The organism is Natronomonas sp. (assembly GCF_036625485.1).
Taxonomy (GTDB): domain Archaea; phylum Halobacteriota; class Halobacteria; order Halobacteriales; family Haloarculaceae; genus Natronomonas.
Map to the genome: position 1 here is coordinate 1 of NZ_JAZKTR010000123.1, position 7,251 is coordinate 7,251.

7 protein-coding genes are annotated in these 7,251 nt (G+C 63.7%); 5 read left to right on the top strand and 2 right to left on the bottom strand.

Going from position 1 to position 7,251, the window contains the following annotated elements; translation table 11 throughout:
• On the bottom strand, positions 1–301 hold a 301-nt coding region (locus V5A53_RS11360), incomplete at its 3' end, for a TFIIB-type zinc ribbon-containing protein (RefSeq protein WP_332313727.1).
• Between the two features lie 161 nt (positions 302–462).
• Between V5A53_RS11360 and rnhA the strand changes: the two genes are divergently transcribed.
• Both rnhA and V5A53_RS11370 read left to right on the top strand, forming a co-directional pair.
• Positions 463–1,053, top strand: a complete 591-nt coding sequence (gene rnhA, locus V5A53_RS11365; protein WP_332313728.1) for a ribonuclease HI — start codon at positions 463–465, stop codon at positions 1,051–1,053.
• On the top strand, positions 1,046–1,642 hold the full coding sequence (locus V5A53_RS11370) for a DUF7108 family protein (RefSeq protein ID WP_332313729.1): 597 nt from the start codon (positions 1,046–1,048) through the stop codon (positions 1,640–1,642). Before rnhA ends, V5A53_RS11370 begins: the two co-directional genes overlap by 8 nt.
• Here the strand turns inward: V5A53_RS11370 and V5A53_RS11375 are convergent.
• A complete protein-coding gene (locus V5A53_RS11375; RefSeq protein WP_332313730.1) occupies positions 1,639–1,998 on the bottom strand; it encodes a PadR family transcriptional regulator in 360 nt (119 codons plus the stop codon). The genes V5A53_RS11370 and V5A53_RS11375 overlap by 4 nt on opposite strands.
• 260 nt (positions 1,999–2,258) lie before the next feature.
• On the opposite strand from V5A53_RS11375, the gene V5A53_RS11380 reads away from it, so the two are divergent.
• The 3 genes from V5A53_RS11380 (at position 2,259) to V5A53_RS11390 (ending at position 7,077) form a co-directional block, all read left to right on the top strand.
• On the top strand, positions 2,259–2,798 hold the full coding sequence (locus V5A53_RS11380) for an inorganic diphosphatase (RefSeq protein ID WP_332313731.1): 540 nt from the start codon (positions 2,259–2,261) through the stop codon (positions 2,796–2,798).
• 496 nt (positions 2,799–3,294) lie between these two features.
• Positions 3,295–4,638, top strand: coding sequence for an alkaline phosphatase family protein (locus V5A53_RS11385; RefSeq protein WP_332313732.1), 1,344 nt, complete (start codon positions 3,295–3,297; stop codon positions 4,636–4,638).
• A gap of 42 nt (positions 4,639–4,680) precedes the next feature.
• Positions 4,681–7,077, top strand: coding sequence for an ATP-dependent DNA helicase (locus tag V5A53_RS11390; protein ID WP_332313733.1), 2,397 nt, complete (start codon positions 4,681–4,683; stop codon positions 7,075–7,077).
• Positions 7,078–7,251: the final 174 nt, after the last annotated feature.

The following is a 7,251-nucleotide window of genomic DNA, read 5'->3' on the forward strand; positions in this document are numbered from 1 at the left end:
CCTTGTCCTTCCAGTCGATGGTGGTCGTCAGCCCCTTGTCGTGCATCGTCTGGGTGGTCGGCGCGCCGACGCGGGACTTCTCCTGTCGCTCCGAGTGGTTGAACGCGCGCCACTCCGGGCCGGGGTCGATGTGGTCTTCCTCGACGACGAGCCCACAGTCGTCACAGACCATCTCACCCCTGTCGGCGTCCTTGACGATATTGTCCGAGGAACACTCCGGGCAGACCGTCGTTTCGTCCTGGTCGGCGGTTTCCCCCTCGGTTTCGGTCTCGCGCTCCCGTTGACGGGTGGGCCGTGTCATCGCGTTTTTATAGTGATACGAGCATTCGACTTAAAGCCTCGCAAACCCGTCATAAAATCTGACATGAAACGCAAGAAGGCGGCCACCCGTGACCGGTCGTTTTCGCGTAAACGGGTCGGAAACCGGAAGGGCTAAAACCGGGACGGTGGGAAGCGGGAACGATGCCCGTCATCGACTGCGACCCCGCGACTGCTCGCGAACGGCTCGAAGCCGCCGGTATCGAGGTCGAACCGGGCAATACCGACCACGAACTGTGGCGAGCGAGCCACGCGGGCGCGACGGCGGTCGCCTACGAAGGGAAAGTCGTCGTCCAGGGCGGGTCGCCGGGACGGCTCGTCGGCGTCATCGAGGGCGGCGGCGGGCGCGCACACGTCTACTTCGACGGCGGCTCTCGGGGCAATCCCGGCCCCGCCGCCATCGGGTGGGTCATCGTCACCAGCGACGGCATCGTCGCCGAGGGCTCGGAACGTATCGGGGAAGCGACGAACAATCAGGCCGAATACGAGGCGCTGATTCGGGCACTGGAGGCCGCCGCCGACATCGGCTTCGAGGAACTCCTCGTCAAGGGTGATTCGGAACTCATTGTCAAACAGGTCCGCGGCGAGTGGGATACCAACGACCCGACGCTCCGCGAGAAGCGCGTCCGGGCCCGCGAGTTGCTTCGGGCGTTCGACGAGTGGTCCATCGACCACGTTCCGCGAGAGATAAACGAACGCGCCGACGAACTAGTCAACGACGCACTCGATGGTTGACGAACCCACCGACACACACGCAGACGCCAGCGATGGAACCGCCACCGACGGCCTCTCGGGAGACGTTATCGACCGAGTGATAACGCTTACTCGGCGCGCACGCGAGGCCGTCGACGACGACGAACGCGAGGCGTATCTCGACGAGCGGGAGGCCCTGCTGGCCGACCACGACTACGTCCCCCGCGTCCGCGAGGAAGACACCGGCGAAACGCTCGTGTTGTATCCGGAAGAGTGGGTCGACGACGGTGTCGTGCAACTCGACCGTATCGAGGACACCGACCGGGCGGTCGAAGCGTCCCTGTCGGGTGTCGGGGACCCCGACGACTGGGACGCCGTCGCCGAGCACAACCGCCGTGTGGCCGACGAGATAGAGGCCGAACACGGCGAGCCACACGGCCCGACCGCCCACGCCTTCGCGGACTTCATGAGCAACCACTACGCCAAGCGCGTCGAGGAGGCCACCGAACGCGAACGCGAGGAGTTCACCGCCGAGTACCTTCCCCGGAACGCGTGGCCGACCGACGAACAGCTAGAGGCCGTCGCTGCGTCACTGCGACTGGTCGAAAAAACGGGCCGGTCGCTCCGTTAGGCGTGCTGGTCGACGAGTTCGTGGAGCTGTTCGGTGCGTTCCTCGTCAGTCGCGACCATCGCGAAGGTCCACGATAGCTGGTCGAGAACCGCTTCGAGTCCGTCGTCGGTCAGGGCGTACTCGTTGGTCCGCTTGTCGAGTTCGCTCTTCTCGACGAGGCCCATCTCGACGAGGTCGTCGAGGTTGGGGTAGAGACGCCCGTGGTTCACCTCGCTGCCGTAGTACGTTTCGAGTTCGCGTTTGATCGCAAGCCCGTAGCGTGCGTCCTCCGCGAGGATGGTCAGGATGTTTTGCTGGAACGCCGTAAGGTCCCGTGCGATGCCCGGATCGGGAGCAGTTGTCTGTGCCTCTGACATACTAGTCAACACGTTTGGAACCTACTTAACATTTATCCAACAACAACGGAACGGCCGGTACTGCCCCCATTCACTCACATTTCGGGTATTCGAGTTATAAAACTTCGAACAATAGAGAGGTTTTCCAACCGTGATATCAGGTATCTGTTGAGAGTCGCGGATGCACGAACCTCGAAGAACGGCCGTAACGGACTACCGATTTCCCCGGGCGTCAAGCGCGTGTCGAAAGGTCTTTGCAGGCGTCACACCCATCGCCGAACATGGCTGGAGCGAACCTCTGGGAAGACCTCGAGACGGGACCGAACGCCCCCGACGAGATCTACGCCGTCGTCGAGTGCCTGAAAGGCGAGCGCAACAAGTACGAATACGACAAGGACATCCCCGGCGTCGTGCTGGACCGCGTACTCCATTCGAACGTCCACTACCCCTCGGACTACGGCTTCATCCCGCAGTCCTACTACGACGACGAGGACCCCTTCGACGTGCTCGTGCTGGTCGAAGACCAGACCTTCCCGGGCTGTGTCATCGAAGCTCGCCCCGTCGCCCTGATGAAGATGGACGACGACGGCGAGCAGGACGACAAGGTCATCGCCGTCCCCAGCGAGGACCCCCGCTACGACCACATCCAGGACCTCGAGGACATCCCCCAACAGCAGCTCGACGAGATCGACGAGTTCTTCTCGACCTACAAGAACCTCGAGGAGGGCAAGGAAGTCGAGACGCTGGGCTGGGAGGACAAACAGGCCGCCAAGGACGCCATCGAGCACGCTCAGGACCTCTACGAAGAGCATTTCGAGTAACGCGGTCGCACGGTTCCGATTTTTCACGTATTTACCAACCGCCGAGAGCCATAGCTTTCTCGTCCCACTCGTCCACCGGTGAACCGAATCGAACCCGACGTCCGCGCGAACCGGGCTACGAACCGAGCGGTGGATTCGTTGTAGGCATACCGACGCCCCTTAAATGCCCTTTAGTAATAGATATGAAATCGTCTTCACTCTTTCGTTTTTCCGACTACTTATGCCCACCAAGCATACCCAGTATGAGGACAATACATTATGTTTATGGTGTGATATATATGGGTGCAGCGCGTTACGTTCGTGTATGAGCGCCCAAAAGCGAGTTCCGATGGGGATGAACCACATGACCGTCGTTCCGGAGAACTTCGAGGTTGAGGCCGACGACGAGGACGACGAAGACTAAGACTCCGCGACGCCTTTTGCCGGTTTCGACGATCGGTGCCGCTTTTGACACGCGAAACGAACCTTCTTGTAGCCGCCAGTCCCACACGCGTGTATGGGATTGTTCGACCGGCTTCGCGGCGGCGAGGGACCGCGAGTCGCCTTTTTCGGTATCGACGGCGTTCCGTACAGCCTTATCGCGGACAACGAAGACGTCTTCGAGAACCTCAACGAGATGGGTGCAGCCGGCAGCGGCGGCGCGATCGACTCCATCGTCCCGCCCGAATCCAGCGCCTGTTGGCCCGCGTTGACGACCGGCGTCAACCCCGGCGAGACCGGCGTCTACGGCTTCCAGGACCGCGAGGTCGGCAGCTACGATACCTACGTTCCGATGGGTCGGGACGTACAGGCCAAGCGCCTGTGGACCCGCGTCGACGACGCCGGCCGCGAGGCGACGGTGATGAACGTCCCCGTGACGTTCCCGCCGGACCGGGACGTCCAGCGGATGGTCTCCGGGTTCCTCTCGCCCGGCGTCGAGAAGGCCGCCTACCCCGACGAACTCCGCGAGACGCTGGAGGACCTCGACTACAAGATCGACGTCAACGCCAAGTTGGGCCACAAGGAGGACAAAGAGAGGTTCATCGAGGACGCCCACCGGACGCTGGACGCGCGGTTCGACGCGTTCAAACACTACATCCAAGAAGACGACTGGAACCTCTTTTTCGGCGTCTTCATGACGACCGACCGGGTCAACCACTTCCTGTTCAAACACTACACGCAGGGCGGCGAGTACAAACAGGAGTTCCTCGACTTCTACGAGAAGGTCGACCGCTATCTCGGCGAGCTGCGTGACATGCTCGACGACGAGACGACGATGATCGTCGCCTCCGACCACGGCTTCACGCAACTCGACCACGAGGTCAAATGCAACGTCTGGCTCGAGGAGAACGACTGGCTCTCCTACGACGAGGACGACCACGACAGCCTCGGCGACATCAGCGACGAGACGACGGCCTACTCGCTGATTCCGGGTCGCTTCTACATCAACCTCGAGGGCCGCGAACCGCGCGGGTCCGTCCCCGAAGACGAGTACGAGGAGGTCCGCGCCGAACTGAAAGCCGAACTGGAGGAACTGGAGGGCCCCAACGGCCGGAAGGTCGCCGACCGTGTCGTGACCAAGGAGAAGGCCTTCCGCGGCGACCACGACGACATCGCGCCGGACCTCGTGGTCATCCCGAACCACGGCTTCGACCTCAAATCCGGGTTCAGCGGCGGCAACAAGGTCTTCGATACCGGCCCTCGAAACGGCATGCACAGTTTCGACAACGCCTGTCTCTTCATCGACAACGACGACGCCACCGTCTCGGATTCGGACCTCTACGATATCGCGCCCACCATCCTCGAATTGCTCGATATCGAGGTCGACCGCAACGACTTCGACGGCGCGAGTCTCGTCTAGACGTTCGACACGTCTTTAGGTGAAGCCGCGTCAGTTCGCGGTGTGTCCTCCGAGGGTGACGAGGCGGCCGCAACCGCCGACGACGAGACGAGTGCCCGTCCCGACTGGCGGCCTATATTCGGCCACGACGAGCCCTACGACGACCAGGTCGACGGCATCGAGACGGCCATCGACACCGCCGACGAGGGCGGCTTTCTCGCCTTAGAGGGCGCCTGCGGGACGGGCAAGACGATGCTTGCGCTGACCGCCGGCATCCACCTCGTTCGCGACCCCGACTCGAAGTTCGAGCGCGTGTTCGTCCTCACGAGCGTCAAACAGCAACTCCGACAGTTCGAGGAGGACCTGCGGACCATCAACAATAACCTGCCCGACGACTGGCAGCCAATCTCCGCGATGACGCTCGTCGGGAAGGCCGACGTCTGTCCCTACAACCTCGCCAACGCCGGCGATATCGACGATACGAACGTCTACGAGCGATGCGAGGGCCTCCGCGAGCGCACGCGAGGCCTGGCCGACGAGACGACGCCGGGGTCGCTGGTCGACCAGGCGAGGAGCCAGCAGGTCGGCCTCGCCGATTCCGGCGCCCAGAACAACGGCGCATCGTTTCTGGAAGCCGCGGGCGAACCGACGCCCTATCCCCACGACACGCCCGAGGCCGGCGACCACGACGTCGAGTACTGCCCGTTCTACGCACAGTATCTCGACGATCTGCCGGAGGACGGCGACCCCGTCGAGGCCGTCCCCTTCGACCACACCGAGATGGGCCTCATCGAAAGCGAGGACCTCGTCCAGCGGGCCGGCGGCCACGGCTCCTGTCCCCACTCGGTGATGGGCGCGCTCCTGTCGCACGTGGAAGTCCTCGTTGGCAACTACTACCACGCCTTCGATCCGACGACGGTCGAATCCTTCACTGGCGCGCTCATCGACGACGAGACGTTCGTCGTCTGCGACGAGGCCCACATGCTGGAACCGCGGGTCCGTGACCTCGTCGGCGACAGCGTCTCCGACCGGGCGCTGCGGGACGCCGAAAACGAACTCTCCCGTGTCATCCAACCGGTCGCCGCCATCGAGGAGGCCGGCCACGGCGCCCAGCACGGCGCCGAGGCCAAGCAGAAGGCGGCGACGATTCGAGAGGAACTCCAGGAGACGGAGGTGACCCTCTCGGAGTTGCGCGATACCCGCCGATTCCTCACCGCACTCGGCGACGAACTCGACCGGCGGGTGACCGAACATCTGGACGAGGAACAACCGGGCTGGAAGCGGAACCTGACCGACCTCGCCGACGGCGAGATCCCGCTTCGGGACCCCGAGACGCCCGGCACCGACGAGCTGACGCGGTGGGCCGAACGCAACGGCTTCGACGCGCGCATCTGGACCCGTGCGGAGACGGTCTGTGCGGTCGCCAAGCACGTCCTCGATACGCTGGATGACGACGACAAGCGTCGGGCCGTCTCGGGCGTCGGCCGCACGCTGGCGACGTGGTATCGGGTCGACCACACTGACTTCTTCCGGGAGATAGAGCTCGAACGGACGTGGGACGACACGCAACCGGCCGAGTCGTGGAAGCGAGCCTACACTGCCAGTTTCTCGCTGCACAACTGCCTGCCGGCGGGCGCCATCGGCGAGCAGCTTGGGGAGTTCGGCGCGGGCGTACTCATGAGCGCGACCCTGGAGCCGCTGGACGTCTTCACCGAGGTGACGGGCCTCCAGCATCTGGAAGAGGAAGAGGACCGCCCGGTCGTCGAGCGGACCTACGGCCTGGAGTTCCCCGAGGAGAACCGCGCCTCCTTCGCACTCGCGGCGCCGAAGTTCACTTATTCGAATCGCGGCGACCCCGGCGAGAAAACCGACACCCGACGAGCACACGCCACGGCGATTCGACGGGTCGCCGACTCACCCGGGAACGTCCTCGTCGGGATGCCCTCCTACCGCGAGGCCGAATGGGCCGCCTCGGTGCTGGACAACTGTGACAAGGAGGTCCTGCTCGACGAGGCGACCGACGACGTGGCCACGGAGAACCTCAAACAGGAGTTCTTCGATGGGGAGCCGAAGGTGCTGGTGACCAGCCTCCGCGGGACCCTGACGGAGGGCGTCGACTACAAGGGCGACCGGCTGTCGGCGGCCATCATCTGCGGCGTCCCGATTATCAACACCGCCAGCCCCCGGACGCGGGCCGTTCGGACCGCCTACGACCGGGCGTTCGGCGACGGCTTCAAATACGCGCTGTCGGTGCCCGCCGTTCGGAAGGCCCGACAGGCCATCGGCCGCGTGATCCGCGGCCCCGGGGAGACAGGTGTGCGGGTGCTCTGTGACGAACGCTACGCGCGGGACTCCTGGGACAGCGTTCGAGAGTTGCTCGGCGAGGCCGAACGGGAGGAATTCCAGCCCGTCAGCACCGATATGTTCGATTTCGCGCTAGAACGTTTCTGGTCGGGATGAGACGCTAGATTCGTTTCTTTATATACTAGGTGCGGCGACGTTTCGACCGCCACCACCTCCGAAGCCCTCAGCCGGCTGGCGGTCGCTAAACCGGATATTCTCCCTGCGGTCGGATAGTGCCCGCTTAGCGACCGCGAACCCACCGAGGGCTTTCCGGCTGTTCGCGGTCAAGGA